The organism is Pseudobythopirellula maris (assembly GCF_007859945.1).
GTDB lineage: Bacteria > Planctomycetota > Planctomycetia > Pirellulales > Lacipirellulaceae > Pseudobythopirellula > Pseudobythopirellula maris.
The window spans coordinates 263570-276768 of sequence record NZ_SJPQ01000004.1; the positions used below are offsets into that span (position 1 = coordinate 263570).

Annotated in this window: 12 protein-coding genes; 3 read left to right on the top strand and 9 right to left on the bottom strand. The window is 64.9% G+C overall.

Annotation, left to right across the window (positions count from 1 at the left end; translation table 11 throughout):
• Positions 1-85: 85 nt before the first annotated feature.
• From Mal64_RS17230 to Mal64_RS17240, 3 genes are read left to right on the top strand one after another with little or no spacing between them, the layout of a single operon-like run.
• Positions 86-1210: a DUF1559 domain-containing protein gene (locus Mal64_RS17230; RefSeq protein ID WP_146402617.1), complete on the top strand. Its 1125-nt coding sequence runs from the start codon at positions 86-88 to the stop codon at positions 1208-1210.
• A 53-nt stretch (positions 1211-1263) separates the two neighbouring features.
• Positions 1264-1956, top strand: coding sequence for a hypothetical protein (locus Mal64_RS17235; RefSeq protein ID WP_146402619.1), 693 nt, complete (start codon positions 1264-1266; stop codon positions 1954-1956).
• Positions 1949-2404, top strand: a complete 456-nt coding sequence (locus tag Mal64_RS17240; RefSeq protein WP_146402621.1) for a carboxypeptidase-like regulatory domain-containing protein — start codon at positions 1949-1951, stop codon at positions 2402-2404. Before Mal64_RS17235 ends, Mal64_RS17240 begins: the two co-directional genes overlap by 8 nt.
• A gap of 146 nt (positions 2405-2550) precedes the next feature.
• Here Mal64_RS17240 and Mal64_RS17245 read toward each other — a convergent pair whose 3' ends face one another.
• The 9 genes from Mal64_RS17245 to Mal64_RS17285 all read right to left on the bottom strand — a co-directional run bounded on the left by Mal64_RS17245 (position 2551) and on the right by Mal64_RS17285 (position 13075).
• Positions 2551-3624, bottom strand: coding sequence for a metallophosphoesterase (locus tag Mal64_RS17245; protein ID WP_146402623.1), 1074 nt, complete (start codon positions 3622-3624; stop codon positions 2551-2553).
• Positions 3625-3710: 86 nt separating this feature from the next.
• Positions 3711-4604, bottom strand: coding sequence for a PEP-CTERM sorting domain-containing protein (locus tag Mal64_RS17250; RefSeq protein ID WP_146402625.1), 894 nt, complete (start codon positions 4602-4604; stop codon positions 3711-3713).
• A 77-nt stretch (positions 4605-4681) separates the two neighbouring features.
• On the bottom strand, positions 4682-5386 hold the full coding sequence (locus Mal64_RS17255; RefSeq protein WP_146402627.1) for a PEP-CTERM sorting domain-containing protein: 705 nt from the start codon (positions 5384-5386) through the stop codon (positions 4682-4684).
• 152 nt (positions 5387-5538) lie between these two features.
• A complete protein-coding gene (locus Mal64_RS17260) occupies positions 5539-6528 on the bottom strand; it encodes a family 43 glycosylhydrolase (protein ID WP_146402629.1) in 990 nt (329 codons plus the stop codon).
• A gap of 55 nt (positions 6529-6583) precedes the next feature.
• Positions 6584-7861 carry an ADP-ribosylglycohydrolase family protein gene (locus Mal64_RS17265; RefSeq protein ID WP_146402631.1) on the bottom strand — a complete coding sequence of 426 codons (1278 nt, stop codon included), beginning with the start codon at positions 7859-7861 and terminating at the stop codon, positions 6584-6586.
• A gap of 191 nt (positions 7862-8052) precedes the next feature.
• Positions 8053-9258, bottom strand: coding sequence for a PEP-CTERM sorting domain-containing protein (locus Mal64_RS17270; RefSeq protein ID WP_197525848.1), 1206 nt, complete (start codon positions 9256-9258; stop codon positions 8053-8055).
• Between the two features lie 76 nt (positions 9259-9334).
• Positions 9335-10408: a DUF1559 domain-containing protein gene (locus tag Mal64_RS17275; RefSeq protein WP_146402635.1), complete on the bottom strand. Its 1074-nt coding sequence runs from the start codon at positions 10406-10408 to the stop codon at positions 9335-9337.
• A gap of 109 nt (positions 10409-10517) precedes the next feature.
• The gene (locus Mal64_RS17280) at positions 10518-11435 is read right to left on the bottom strand and encodes a PEP-CTERM sorting domain-containing protein (protein WP_146402637.1); all 918 of its coding nucleotides are present in this window, start codon (positions 11433-11435) and stop codon (positions 10518-10520) included.
• Positions 11436-11881: 446 nt separating this feature from the next.
• Complete coding sequence (locus Mal64_RS17285) at positions 11882-13075, bottom strand: AraC family transcriptional regulator (RefSeq protein WP_146402640.1); 1194 nt, start codon at positions 13073-13075, stop codon at positions 11882-11884.
• Positions 13076-13199: the final 124 nt, after the last annotated feature.

A 13199-nucleotide genomic window follows, 5' to 3' on the forward strand; every position in this document is an offset into this window, starting at 1 on the left:
AAGCTTTTCCTCCGCAACTCATCCATCGATTCGGGCTCACGAACGGCGGTTCCGTCGCCATGGCCCGGGCAAGGGTCGTACGTCCATGAACAAGCCAAGCCACCGACCACCCGCTCACCGCTCGGCGCGACGCCGCTTTGGGTTCACGCTGGTCGAGTTGCTCGTGGTGATCGCGATCATTGGCATGCTGGTCGCCTTGCTCTTGCCCGCGGTGCAGTCGGCCCGCGAGGCCGCGCGGCGTATGAGCTGCCAGAACAATCTCAAGAACCTCGCGTTGGCGTGTCTCAACTACGAGAGCGCCAACAAGCACCTGCCGATCAGCATTCCCCAGTGGAAGGACGACGAGCGCGATCTTTACCACCGTCCCGTGGGACCCGACGGCGGCTCCCTGGACATTGGCAAAGGAGGCCCGGGCTACAGCGGCAAGGGGTGGATCACAGAGCTGTTACCTTACATCGAAGAGCAGCCGCTCTACGACGCGATGAGCCCCGGCTTCACGGGGAACTTTTATCCTCAGAGCAATCTTTTCGGGAAGGGGATGTACAACAAGGACATCCGAGACGATATCCAGAAGCAGCTGCCGCTTATCACTTGTCCGTCGGACGGGATCTCGCCACGTCCATCGCTCGTGCAGTTCTACTTTCGCGGGCTGCCCGTCGCCACGACGAATTACAAAGGTTGCATCGGAGACTCGATCATCGATACCACCGAATCGTACGATCCTGGCACGCTCGCAACGAATTCGGACTTTGGCGCGGTGAGCGACCCGCCCCAGCCGACCGACATCGGATCGGCCGACTGCCACAACACGGTCGACTGCAACGGCTTGATCTGGCGGGCGAGCTACTTCCGTCCGGTCAAACTCGCCAAGATCACCGACGGACAGAGCAAGACGTTCCTCATCGGCGAGGCGGTCCCCGCCCAGGACGACCACTCGGCAGCCTTCTTCTCCGATGGCGACTGGGCCACCTGTGGCATCCCGCTGAACGTGCTCGATTTCGATGTCCCACCGACCCAGGCCGATGACTACCGCGAATCGGTGTTCTACATCGAGTGGTACCGCTACCGTGGTTTCAAGAGCCTGCACCCGGGCGGCGCCTTCTTCGCGATGGCCGACGGCTCGGTCCACTTCATCAGCGACGGCATCGAGACGCCCGTCTACCGCGGCCTGGCCACCCGCAACGGCGAAGAAGCGGTCTCGCTCCCTTGAGGTTGGCTGTGGCTGATGTCGGTCCAGAATCCTTCCACGCGGCGAAGAGAACCATGCGACTCCTTACAAGAACGAAGTGGTGCTGCCTCTTGGGCGCCGCGGCTCTGCTGGCCGCTGGCTGTGGCGAAAAGCCGCAGGCTTCGGTGACAGGCACCGTGCTGGTAGACGGCGAACTCGCCTCGTCCGGCACCGTGACGCTCCACCCGGTGGGGGAGGGGGGCGTGGTCGCCACGGGACGCATCCACAAGGACGGCAGCTTCGTGGTGAAGTCGGGGCAGGGCGATCGCGACGACCCCGACCGCTCGACGATCGCCGCGGGGGAGTACGTGGTGACGGTCGTCGTGAACGCCCCCCCGAAGCCCTCCGACACCAGCCTCGCAGGACCCCCGCTCCCAGGCGGTAGGCTGACCGCGGCCAAGTACGCGGACAAATCAACTTCCGACTTGCGCTACACCATTGGGACCGGCGCCGAAGTCTTGTCGCTCACCCTCGAGGGAGAGCCGATCTCGGCGCCGGCCGAAGCAAGCGCCGATGGCGCAGGTGAAGAAAGCGAGGACGCGGAAGAGGCCACCACAGAGGGCGCCAATGCAGAAGAAGCAACCGCCGATGGGGAGGACGCCGAAGCGGGCTCCGCCCCCGAGAACTCTTCGGAAGGTGAAGAGGATGAACCGGCCCCGGAAGTCGAGTCGCCCGCCGCCGAGGCCGCTGAGACGGCGCCCAGCACGGAGGAGAACACCGGTGCGTAACACCAAGCAAAAATACCGCGTGGGTCGGGGGGCTGTGGCCTCGGTCGTGGCCTTACTCGCATTGATGACCGCCGGCTGCGGCGGGCCCTACGACGCCACGGTCTACGGCGCCGTGACTCTCGATGGCCAACCGTTGCCGAGCGGCACGGTATCGTTCTTTCCTACGTCGGATGGCCCCACCGCGTACTCACGCATCGACGATTCGGGCATGTACCAAATCCGCACCGGCCGCGAAAAAGGGTTGCCGCCTGGCGAATACGCCGTCACCGTGGTGGCGCGTGAGAAGCCGACTGTCGATCAATCCAACAGCGGAGGGCCGCCCCCCGCGGGGAGGATGCTCACCCCGCAGCGGTACCGCAACCGCGATCAATCGGGTCTCGTCTACACCGTGGAGCCGGGGGCGAATCAGATAGATCTCGAACTCACTTCCCAGCCGCCGGCGGGTTGAGAGCCTCGGACCGCGAGAGGGCGATCGCTATAGCGAAGTCATTGAGCGACTCGCTCAGGGTCGATGCGCCGCACTGCCGGCCAGAGTGAACCCGCGTGGTTGGCTCGAACGCCAAGTGATGGCTTTGACGGGGGACGCGTGCGTCCCTATTCCTCGGTCGGCGGCGAAGCAGGGAGAACGCGCTGCTCGTTCAGTTGGAGCGTGAACTGCTGGTCGGACGAGGTGTCGCAGCGGTCGAGCACCGGCGAGTAGGTGCGGACCTCGACGGTCTTGCCGTCCTGCTTGAACTCGAGCAGCCGCATGTCGCCCATGCCTCCCTGCTCTTTGAACTGGTAGTTCGCCAGCATTTGGTGGACGGCGTTGCCCCGCTCGCCGAGGCTGCTCTGGAAGCCCGTGCCGTCACCCAGCACGTGGCCGTTGAAGGTGAAGCGGAAACGCTCGTGGCGTGAGACGAGTTTCTCCCACAGCTGCTGGCCGTCGTTGATCGTCTCGCCGGGTTGCTTGGCCAACGCATAGGCGTGGGGGTTCCACGACTGCGTGTCGTGCTTGGCGGCCCAATCGTAGCGGCTCTCGTCGAAGTACATGTAGGCGTGGGTGACCAGCATCACGAGCCGATCGGGGTGGTCCGTCACCACACGGTTCGCCCAGGCGACAACTTCGTCGCGCGGCGCCCACTCCAGGGCCAACACGAGCCACTCCTTGCCGCCCGCACTAAAGGTATGGAAAGTGTTGTCGGTCTTGTCCGTCTCAAAGGAGCCTGCGAGCGAGTCTTGCTGGGAGTAGTACGAGCCCGGTCCGAAGTATTCCGAATCGTTGAAGCGGCTCGTCCGCGCCGAGGAGTTTCCTCCGGGGCCGTAGTCGTGGTTCCCCGGCGAGATCGCGAAGGGGACGACGCCGTTGAGCGTGTCCATCGCCCGCAGGGCGTGGTCCCACTGCTCGGGCGTGTTGTGCTCGGTGACGTCGCCCTCGTGCAGCACGAACGCGATGTTGTGCGACGCCGCGTGGTCGGCGATCCACCGTGTCTGGGCGGCGTAATGCTGCGGGTAACGCTCGGAATAGACCTGCGTGTCGGGCAGGATCGCCAGGGTCCACGAGCCCGGCTCGATCGACGGCGCCTCGGCGGCGGCGAACCGGCCGCTCAGCAGGCCGAGGCCGATCACCAGGCAAGCCAACGAGACGGTGCGCCGGCAAGCCGAGCGGTTCGGGTCGATCAATGTCATGCCGCCTCTTCAATGTGGGTGAAAGTCGAATCGCAGGATAGAAGGAAGGGGCGTCGCACGCAAACGCCGCCCCTTCCTACGGTGCGTTACACCAAGGCCGTTCGGCGGCGGGGATTCGCCATCGCCGCAAGCCCCAGCGCCGCCAGAACGAGCGACGTCGGTTCCGGGACCAGCACGGAGTCGGCGGCCGCCGTGAGAGTCTGCCCGTCGGCGGTCGACAGGCCGAGCGACGACAGCACGCCGCTCAGGTCGATGTCGCTCGTCGTCGTGTCGCCGTAGATCGTGCCGTACAAGACCAGCGCGTTGAGCAACGAGCCGCGGTTGTTGGCGTGGTAGATGTCGCCGGCGTAGAGGTTCGAGGCGAAGCCCGCAGCCTGCCAGGCGTCGCCCGCCGGCGCGTAGAGCGCCACGCCGTCGCCCGCCGTGGCGTTGATGTTGGCGGTCGACTGGAGGTAGCCGTCGCGCAGCTCCGCCTGCATCTCGGCCGGTCCGCCCGGGAACGCCGGGCTGCCGCCGGTGTAGTACGAGTGCGACGGGCCACGGGCCCAGGTCTCGTACATGACGGCGCGCACGCCTGGGCTGCGTGTGGCCACCTGCTGGTACATCGCCAAGGTGCTGCTCAGGTGCACCGAGAGGTTGCCCAAGCGGGTCGGCGACGTCGAGTAGTCTTGCAGCACCACGATGTCCCAATCGTCGCCGCTCGCGATTTCGCTGTCGATCGCCGCGGTGTTGTTGAGGAGGTGCCACGAGAGCGCCTGGCCGTTGACCGCGGCGTTGTGCTGGAAGGGAGCCGGATGGCCAGCCGCGACGGCGATGTCCGACACGACCGCCGGGACCGACCGCGAGCCGCCGCAGCAGGTGGCGTTTGTGAAGCTGTTGCCGTAATACAGGATGTTGAGCTCGGCCCACGCGGCCCGCGGCGAGCCGGCGAGCGCCAGCACGACCGCCGCGAAGGCTGTGGCTTGGAATATGCGTTTCATCGGGAGGGGTCTCTTCGAGGTGGAGGGTGATGGGGGCGTCGGGTTGCGGCACGCCTTGCAGCGCGAGGACCGATCGTTCAGCGGCGGCGGATGACGCACGCCACTCCGGCGAGTGTCAGCAAGACCACTGCGCTCGGCTCGGGCACGGTCGTGCCGACCAGCCGCATCGCTCCCAGATAGAAGAAACCATTCCCGTTGTTGTTGCCCGGCCCCTTGGTGACCGTGATCGTGATCTCGCCGGCGGCGGTGGGCGTGATGCCGGCGACCGTCGCCAGGTTGGCCGTGTTGTTCGCGGCGTCGAGCACTCCGGAGCCGCTGTTCAGGCCGGCCACCGCGTAGAGGGCGTCGCGGTTGTCGCCCACGCCCGAACGCGCGGCGAAGAAGTCGAATTCGTAGGTCGTGTCGCCGCTGCCGTCGAGGCCCGACAAGGTGAGCAAGCCGGTCTCCCGCGGGCCGGCTGAGCCCCAGCTGGTGCTGTGCCCGTAGAGGCTGTCACGCGTCGCGTTGGCGACGAACATGTCGGCCGGCGCCGCCGGCGATCCCGTGCCCGACTCGTTGCCGCCGAACTCGTGGAAGCCGCTCGTCACGAGCTGGACGCCGGTCGGCGATCCGGTTGAGTCTTGGGCGTTGGGCACGGTGTGCGTCACGGCCGAATAGACCTGGTTGTAAACGCCGCCCGCCTCGATCGACCCGTTGCCGAAGTCAAAGAACATCGTTGCGCCGCGGGCGTCGGCGCCGCAGGCGAGGGCAAGGACAAGAACCGCCAGAGTTGACTTGGACATTAGCTCAGCTCCCAAAAGTAAAGGCACGGAAAAAGGAATCGTTATCGATGAGTTCGCCAGCCTCTGTGGCTAGCGAGGTTGCAACATGGTGAAATCGATCCTGATCAAGCCGGCCAGGGGGCTGGCGGTCGGGGAACTGGAGCAACGCCGCATTATTCGACGGCGTCAGCCGCCACGGCGATGTTGGTTTCGGGGTCTTCTTGGCCGTCGAGCCAGGTGAGCGGCGCCAGGTAAACGCCGCCCTTCCCCCAACCGCAGCGGCTGACAAACCAATCGCCCCGCGCGTCGCGGACCACCTCGGCCGCGTGGGCCGGGATGTGGCCGACAAGGTTCTCTAGCTCCCAGCCGTAGGGCGAGTCGCTGACGAACACATCGGTGCCGTCGTAACCGCCGCGGGGGCCGATAAAGAGGTAATACTTCGCGCCGCGCCGCACGACGAAGGGCGACTCGCATGGCCCGCCGAAGGTGCCGCTGACCGTGTCGGTGAAGGCGATCTTGCGTTCGCTCCACGTCAGCAGGTCGTCGCTCGTGACGTACGCCACGAGGTGGTTCCCCCCCTCGGGGCGGCTGTTGGCCGTGTAGTACATCACCCATTGGTCATCGACCCTCATGAGGAACGGGTCGCGGGCGTCGTAGCCGTCGACCACCATCGGGTTCTTGGCGTGACGCTCCCAATGCTTCAGGTCGGTGGAAGTGGCCAGGTGGATCTTGTACTCCGTGTGGTCGGCGTCGCCCGCGCAGTAGTACATGTAGTACAGGCCGTCTTGCTCGATGACGTGCGGCGCCCAGAGATGCTGCTCGTTCCACGGCGCCTCGGTGGCCACGCTGAGGGCGAACGGCTGCTTGTCCCAAGGCTGCTGCAGCAGCTTTTCAGCCGTGGCGTGGGCGAGGTTGTCCTCGTCGGCCGGGTCGAGCGGCTCCTCGTGCGTGATGCCAAACAGGTTCCACCGCCCGTCGGGTCCTTGGACGAAGCAGTGGTCGTTGATGTACCACGCCTCCTCCTCGCCGACGCTGGGGTCGTAGATCTTGACGAACTCGCCGCTGCGGACGAGCGTCTCGGCCTGTTGGCCGTACGCCTCGATAGCGGCGAATGAGACGACGAGTGAGGCGGCGGCCCAAACGAACGTTGTTTTCAGTCTCATCGCTACTCTTCGACGGTTCGGTGTGGTGTGAGAAATCAAGCGATTGTGGCGAGCATCACTCGGCGGGCGAAATTTGCGCCATCTCTTCTTTAGTGAAATAGGGGTGGCCGATCGGCTCGGGCGAGTAACTCGAGACCAGCTTGCTCGGCCGGGGCGCCGTGATCGGCAAAACGAACTGCTCGTCGCCCTGGGCGTCCCGCTCGATGCGGCCCCCTTGCGCAACGACCGCCTGCCTGGCCAACGCCAGCGACGCCTCGACCAGCCCATCGAACGAGTACGCCGTGTGGCTGAACGGCGTCTCGGTGTCGAGGGCCGAGGCGAACCGCTCGGGCAAGGCCTTGCGGCCCACGGTCGTGAACAAGATCCCGCCGGCGTTCGACGGGTTGCAGTCGGAGTCCTGACCGCAGCGCATCGCGATGACCATCGTCTGGTCGAGGTCGCCCTCGCCGTAGAGCATGCCGATCAGGATGTAAGCGCCGTTGAGCTTCACGTCGATCGAGAAATGTCCCTCACCACCGTGGCCGCTGCAGAGTTTGCGAGAGTGGCGGGGGTCGCTGTGGTATTTGGCTTCGACCTCACGCCAGGTCGCTTGCCAGTCGCGGGGGTTTTGCCTATGCCAGGCCACCACGTCACGCACCATCTCGGCGTAGCCGCTTTGCGGCGGGACGCACCGCAGGCCGGCGTCGATAAGGCGGTGGACGTCGGTCTCGAAGAAAGCCTCGGCGTACATGCCGCCGACGAACTGCCCGCCGTAAACGCCGTCGCCGTAGTTCATCAGGCGGCCGAACTTATCGCCCAGATCGACCACGACCTGGGGCATGCCGGGGGCGATCAGCCCGCTGTAGTCGGCCTCGATCTGGTAGTCGATGTCGTCGGCGTGCCCGTTGAACCGGGGGTGCCCCGAGCCGGGAGGGGCGATGCCTCTCCGCAGGTTGTCGCGGCCCGCCTCGTTGGCGTGCCACAACCGGTAGCGGCTGTTGGCGAAGTCGATCCCCGCCTGCCGGATCGAGCAATCAAGGCCGTGCAGTTCGAGAGTCCGCAGGAACGTCATCTCGACGTAGAGGTCGTCTTGATCGAATTGGTTGATCGTGTCGGGGGTCCACTCGGGCACGTCGTCCTCGGGGACGATCTTGCCGAGGCTCTGGAACTCGGTCGGGAAGCCCCAGCCGACGCCGGCCATCTGCCCCAGCCAACCGGCCTGCATCTTGTCGACGTACTCGTCGACCGCGATGCGGCGCACCTGCTCCGCCCCGGCCGTGCTCGCCGCGACGACGATCAGCAGAGCCATCAGCAGAATGCGCGGCCAGGCGGGTTTTGTGCGAGGTCGTTTCATGGCCGGCGACAGTCTTCTTCATTGGGGCAAGGGAATGGCCAGCATGGCGACATGGCCTCGACGTCGTCGGCGGGCAAGATCGGCCGCGGGGCGCAGACCTGCGGCTGCGCCCCGCTCGACGAGAAGACGCCCGGACTCCCGATCCGATACGATTCGATTGCGTTGACAAACACGCTAGTCCATCGGCCTGGCTACACCGAACGTTTCCGCCGCGACGAGCAGCCGAGCACGGACGCGAGGAGGAGCACCCCCGCACCCGGCTCGGGGACCGAGAGCGACGCGCCGGGCGGCGTGATTGTCGAGGCGATGGTGTTGCCGAAGTTCGACGCCCAGATGTTGTAATCCTCGTCACCAACGACGCCATCGAGGTTGCCGTCGCCCATCGTGCCGGGCGTGACAGTCAGCGTCTCGTTGTCGCGCCACACGGTGAAGTCGGCGGCGTCGACCGTGCCGTTGCCGTTGTAGTCACCGGCCAGCGCCGGCGCCTCGGGGAGGACATCGATCGTGAAGCCGGAGACTCCCGAATTGCCGTACGAGACCTCGCCATCCCTCGCCTTGACGCCCACGGCAAAGAAGTCGCCTTCCTGGGCCCCGGTGATATCAAAGAAGTGCATGTCGACGAAGCGGTTTGATTCGGTTGTGAGCGAACTCGCCGACCCCACGATCGACCCGCCCCCGAACGCCGATACCTGCGCCAGCACAATCTCTTCCGGCACGAAGTCCGAGTTGTCGGTGCCGTCCACCATCACGCCAACCCGGAAATGGTCCGGCGAGCCGGCTCCTACTCTGAAGCCCCAGCGTCCGGCCGGCAACGAATCGGCATTGGCGGGGTCGTTGCCGAACTGGTCCCAGCCGTCGAGGATGCCGAGCTGTACGTAGGGCGGCTGGCCGAACGATTGGGGCGATTGGCTCTCGCCCCAAGCCCAATCGCGGATGCCGCTGGTCAACGTCGGGTCGTCGATCAGGGCGTAGCCGTAGCCGCCGACGATGCGGCTGGCGAGCACCTGCTGGTCGGAGATGAAGTCAGGCATCTCGATCAGATTAGGAAAGAGCGACTCGAAGATCGGGTCGCCCGGCGACGCGCTGCTGCCCGGGGCGACGTAAGCGCTGGGGTAGTCGTGGCGGGTCCCGAACAACGCGTAGCCGTCACGGCCGTAGTAACGCTCGCCGTCCTCGTCGACCGCGGCGAACTGGTTGCCGACTCCGGAGGTGCGCCACGGCACAACCACGTAGGGTTGGTTGGGATTGCCCTGCGGCCCGGCGCCTGGGAAGAACGTGCCGCCGATGTCGTAATCGGCGCCGGCATACTGGAGCCCGGCCGCGTGCGCCGCTGGGGCGCCGGTCATAGCCGTGAGGGCGCCCAGCAGGCACGCCCGTATCATCGTATTCGTAAACATGGTTGTCCGACCTGAAAAAGTGCTATACGGGTGAGCGGGTCGCCCGAGTTGCTGAAGAGTGAAAGACTCCGAGCTGTCAGAAGCTATCGACGGTTTCTCCGTTGGAGCGTGTCGAGATGGCGTGCCACAAGTCGATGTCCACCCCGTCCGTGACGAACGTGACGTGGCCATCGCAGTACGCCGTCATCACGCCGCCGGGGTGCTGGCTGCGCGCCGTCTGCGACATCGGCCCCCGCGGCAGGTTGCGGCAGAATTTCGAGTCGCACGGCGCCGAGGGGTTGAGCACCCCCCCGGGGTCGTCCGATCCGGGGCCGTTGGCGTTCGCGCACCACTCCAATTGGTCGAGGCCCTCTTTGACGCTAGTGGTCGTCGGGTCATCGGTGGACTCGTTCGGCAGGGACTGATGTGAGTAGAGGCAACTCGCCAGGTACAGCAGCCCACGCGAGTCTTCGCCGGGGTACTGCCGGACCTCACCGAGCATCACGGTCTTGCTGGTTCCGTCCGTTATCTTACGGAGTGGTGTGCCCTCGTTTTCTTCGCCATAAACCTTTTCGAACGGGCCGCGTTTGTCGACGCCGCTGATCTGGAGATCGTTGTTGCGGAAGAAATCCCAGTTGGCTTCCGGCAGGGCCTGGTACCAGTTCCACCAGCCCACGTTCGCCAGGTAACTGCCGTGCGCGAAGCACGCCGCGCGGCCGGTGTGGATGCCCGGCGGCTGATCGGACGGGCACAGGAAGATCGGCAACTGGGTGTAGGTCCAGGGCGAGTCGTTCGGGCACGAGTCGCCCGCCGCGTTGAAGTCCTCGAAGACCGGCTTGTCGAAGTCGATCTGGCCGAAGACCGACGCCTCTTCCATGTAGGGCAGGATGTACGACGCCCAGGTGTGGTTCAGGTCGCCCGATCCGTCAACCGTCGTGAAGCCCGCCGGCAGTGCCCCCATCGCGTTCTCGTGGTTGAGCATCGCCAACGAAGTCTGCTTCATCTTGTTCTGGCAAGCGTTGCGACGCGCGGCCTCACGCGCTGCCTGCACCGCCGGCAGCAGCAGCGCCACCAGGATGCCAATGATCGCGATCACCACCAGCAGCTCCACAAGCGTGAAGGCCCCGCTGGCGCGTTTCTTCTCGTGTGTTGTGATTCCAAGGCTAGCCATGACGATGTCCTTCGCTCCGTCCCTGTTCCCTAAAAGCCGTGGAGGGGCGGGCTGCGACGCCCACCCGCTCCACGACGAAACCGCCTGTCTCAAAAAGTCGCAACTTGTCTCAAACGTTTCCGCGGCGCCGGCTTCCCAACCCCACCAAGAGGGTCGTGGCGACCAGTACCAAAGCCGAGGGCTCGGGCACGTTGCTGCTCTCGAAGGCGAAGCCAGCAATGCCCGCCGACCCGCCGCCGGGGTTCGACGCCAGGAAGACGAACTCGTCGCCCGACTGGGCGCCAAAAATGTCGAAGAAGTGCATGTCGATGAAACGGTTCTTCGCAACCGTGCCCGTCGTGGCCGAGCCGCCGCCGGTCATCTGCATGATCACCTCGCTGGGCGCCCAGTTGGTGCTGTCGAGGCCGTCGGTCATCACTCCCACCCGGATGTGACGCGGGGCGGCGGGGCCCACTGTGAACGACCACCGCTCGGCCGGGCTGATCGTCGGGTCGGCGCCCGATGGCGAACCATTGCCGTCCAGCACGCCGAGCTTCACGTACGGCGGCTGGAACACCGAGGCGGGCGTCTGCGAGGCGCCCCAGCTGTAGTCACGCACGCCGTTGGTCAGCTGCGGGTCGTCGATCAAGGCGTAGGACCAACCGCCCGCCTTACGACTCGCCAGGATCTGCGAGCTGGCGACGTAACTGGGCAGGTCGATCAGGTTCGGGTAGACGCTGTTGTCGGTGGGGGTCACAAACGCGTTGCCGCCCGTCGCGTTGGCGTTGGGGTAGTCGAAACGCGTGCCAAACATCGCGTAGCCGTCGCTGCCGTAAACGTCGTTGCTGTCTAGGTCGAGCGTCTTGGCCACGTCGTTGGCCCGCCAGCCGGCGACCACGTAAGCGTTCGCGTCGGCCGGTCCACCGCCCGGGAAGAACGTCCCGCCGATATCATATTGAGTGCCCTTGTAACCTAGCGAGGCCGCCCCAACCGGGGTAACGCCTGCGGCCAGCACGGCCATGAGCATGATGAGTCGCCGTACGTTCATTAGTCTCTCCTTGGGTGAAAAGCATTTTCGACTTGAGTCAGCTAGCCGAGTTGAATAGGACGGGGGAAGAGGCATCAGAGCTCACCCCTCGCTCTGGGGGGAGCAAGCGGCGGGCAGAGCAGTTTGTTGCTTGGCAACTACTTTAATAGCTTTGTGATAAGGACCTGGTGAGCAGAAATCAACAACCGATGAGGGGAAAATCGACTCGCTGACAGTTTGGCAGCTCCGTGGTAGCGTCCCTACCAGGGCGCCCCAGTGGTCCGTTCAACCGGGGTCTCACGCCGGATCACCGGCTATGGGTTGAAAAGGAGAAGCGAGTTGGGGGAGAAGTGTCTCAGAGGCTCTCTAAACGACGATGGGAGACAGGCCGATCGATGCCCGCAAGTCTCTTCCCTGATATCACTTTGGTTCAGACCAAGATACCCCGCGATACGCGTATGCGTAAATCATGTGTCGTTATGCGACAGGCTATTGTGCCGGCGGACAGATTCGCGAAACTCCGATGGCGTTAGCGTCTCTTCTTGGCGAAAAACAACTGCCAGGCGTCTGGCGCCAGAAAAGCCCGCCCGCTTCGCGACAGCGGGCATCGGAAGGTCGGTCTCGGTAAGAAGCTGCTTGGCCAGCTCGATCCGGGTCCTGCGGATTTCGTTCAGCACGGTCCTTCCCAGACGCTCACGGAATTTCCGCTCGAGCAATCTCCTCGAAACCGCCGCGTGTTCATGCACCGACTCCACGCTGATCTCCAAATGCGCGTGGCTGCGAATGTAGGACAGCGCCACCCGCAGGTCGGGGTCCTCGACCGCCAGCGTGTCGGTCGAGAACCTGCTCACGACTCGGATCGGCGCCAGGTGAGTCCTTTGCTGACGAAGCGGCTCGCCCGCCATCAATCGCTCGAGCTGCTCGGCCGCTTCGTAGCCGATCTGTTGCGCCGGGAGCACGATGCTCGACAGGGGAGGTGTTGCGAGGTTGCACTCCAGCTCGTCGTTGTCCACGCCCAGCAAAGCCACCTGGTTCGGCACGTCGAGCTTCAGTTGCCGGCATATGTCGGCGAGTTCACGAGCTGGAACGTCGTTGCTCGAAAGGATCGCCACGGGCTTGCTCAGTTCGTTGAGCCACGCCCGCACGCAAGCGTCAACGTTCACCCAGCTCACGTCGGCCGAGGGACGCGGCAAGTACTCGGCGTAGCAAGCGGTAGCCGAATAGCCCCTGGCGGCGAGCGCTTCGCGGAAGCCGGCCTCACGCTCGCGGCTGAATCCGGCATGGGCACTGCCGAAGAAACCAAAGTTGGTGAATCCTCGGTCCATGAAGTAGGCGGCGGCCATCCGGCCGACGGCGCCATGGTCGGCTTCGACCAGCGGGTGGTTCAGTTCCGACAGCGTGCTGGTGGTGTTGACCAAAGGCACACGGAGCTCGCCGAGCTCCTCGGCGACCTTGCGGTCGAGCAGGTGGGCAATAACGCCGTCGGGGCCCCACTCCCGGAGTGGCTTGAGGACGTGCTGCGCCATCGGCCCATCGCGGATCACCCAACCGGCGTGCGAATGGGCGTACGCCTGCACCCCCCGCATGACCTCGCGGTTGTAGGCGAGGTCTTGGCCCATGATCAGGGCGACCCGCCGACTTGCTAGTTTTTCGGGCTTCATTTGCCCCACGGCCGTATCTCCGGTTTACGAGAACCGCTTGGGAGGCTTCCAGTCGGGTAGCAAAAAATGCCTCACACCCGCTGGAAAAATACTTTAACATGATTACGCTCAAAGAAAAGTAGTT

Bases quoted from the DNA above. Each gene is read 5' to 3' on its own strand.
- Mal64_RS17255 (WP_146402627.1), bottom strand. From the start codon at position 5,386: ATGTCCAAGTCAACTCTGGCGGTTCTTGTCCTTGCCCTCGCCTGCGGC.
- Mal64_RS17265 (WP_146402631.1), bottom strand. From the start codon at position 7,861: ATGAAACGACCTCGCACAAAACCCGCCTGGCCGCGCATTCTGCTGATG.
- Mal64_RS17250 (WP_146402625.1), bottom strand. From the start codon at position 4,604: ATGAAACGCATATTCCAAGCCACAGCCTTCGCGGCGGTCGTGCTGGCG.
- Mal64_RS17270 (WP_197525848.1), bottom strand. From the start codon at position 9,258: ATGTTTACGAATACGATGATACGGGCGTGCCTGCTGGGCGCCCTCACG.
- Mal64_RS17285 (WP_146402640.1), bottom strand. From the start codon at position 13,075: ATGAAGCCCGAAAAACTAGCAAGTCGGCGGGTCGCCCTGATCATGGGC.
- Mal64_RS17260 (WP_146402629.1), bottom strand. From the start codon at position 6,528: ATGAGACTGAAAACAACGTTCGTTTGGGCCGCCGCCTCACTCGTCGTC.
- Mal64_RS17245 (WP_146402623.1), bottom strand. From the start codon at position 3,624: ATGACATTGATCGACCCGAACCGCTCGGCTTGCCGGCGCACCGTCTCG.
- Mal64_RS17235 (WP_146402619.1), top strand. From the start codon at position 1,264: ATGCGACTCCTTACAAGAACGAAGTGGTGCTGCCTCTTGGGCGCCGCG.
- Mal64_RS17230 (WP_146402617.1), top strand. From the start codon at position 86: ATGAACAAGCCAAGCCACCGACCACCCGCTCACCGCTCGGCGCGACGC.
- Mal64_RS17280 (WP_146402637.1), bottom strand. From the start codon at position 11,435: ATGAACGTACGGCGACTCATCATGCTCATGGCCGTGCTGGCCGCAGGC.
- Mal64_RS17275 (WP_146402635.1), bottom strand. From the start codon at position 10,408: ATGGCTAGCCTTGGAATCACAACACACGAGAAGAAACGCGCCAGCGGG.